The following is a 929-nucleotide window of genomic DNA, read 5'->3' as shown; positions in this document are numbered from 1 at the left end:
CGTCCATCGACCAGCCGTCCGACACGATGTGGTGCATCACCAGCACCAGCACGTGCTCCGTCTCCGACAGCCTCACCAGCGTCGCGCGGAACAGCGGTCCCTCGCTCAGGTTGAACGGGCGCAGAGCCTCCGCGCCGACCTGCTTGCTGAGCTCCGCCTCCTGCCGAGCCTCGGGCAGACCGTCCAGGGCCGTGAAGCTCCACGCTGCTTCCTGGATCGGGGCGATCCGCTGGAAGGGCTGCCCTTCGTGGACCTGGAAGGTCGTGCGCAGGGCTTCGTGACGGCGCACGAGTTCGTCGAAGGTGCGGCGCAGGGCGCCCACGTCCACCTTGCCGGTCAACCGCACCGCCAGGGGGATGTTGTACGACGCGCCTCCCGGCTGGAGCTGATCGAGCAGCCACAACCGCTGCTGTGCGAAGGACAGGGGCTCCTGGCCCGTCCGGGACCGGGCTTCCAAGCGCGGGATCGTCAACGCGACCCCAGCATCCCGGGCCGCGTCCACCTGGACGGCCAGCTCGGCGGCCGTGGGAGTCTCGAAGAGGGCTCGCAGCGGCAGGTCGACGTTGAAGGCGGTACGGATTCGCGACACCACCTGCGTCGCCAGCAGCGAGTGACCGCCCAGCTCGAAGAAGCTGTCCTCCACTCCCACCTGGGGCACACCCAGCACCTGCGTCCAGATGTTCGTCAGGGCCTCCTCGGTCGCGGTGCGCGGCGCGACGTACTGACGCGTGCGCTCCGCTCCGGCTTCCAGATTCGGCAGGGCCTTGCGGTCCACCTTGCCGTTGGCGTTGAGGGGCAGCGCCTCCAGCACCACGAAGGCCGACGGCACCATGTATTCCGGCAGCCGTCCCTTGAGTGCATTGCGCAGCGTCGTCGCGTCCACGGTGTGGCCCGGCTGCGCCACCACGTACGCCACCAGCCGCTTGCCC

At 69.5% G+C, this 929-nt stretch carries 1 protein-coding gene; it reads right to left on the bottom strand.

Translation table 11 applies throughout. The features are described 5' to 3' along the window. On the bottom strand, positions 1–929 hold a 929-nt coding region (locus ACLEQD_RS44340), incomplete at both ends, for a condensation domain-containing protein (protein WP_410391923.1).

It is taken from the genome of Corallococcus sp. 4LFB (assembly GCF_046520365.1).
Classification (GTDB): domain Bacteria; phylum Myxococcota; class Myxococcia; order Myxococcales; family Myxococcaceae; genus Corallococcus; species Corallococcus caeni.
Note: the sequence above shows the minus strand (reverse complement) of the source record. Positions and strands in the feature narration are given on the sequence as shown.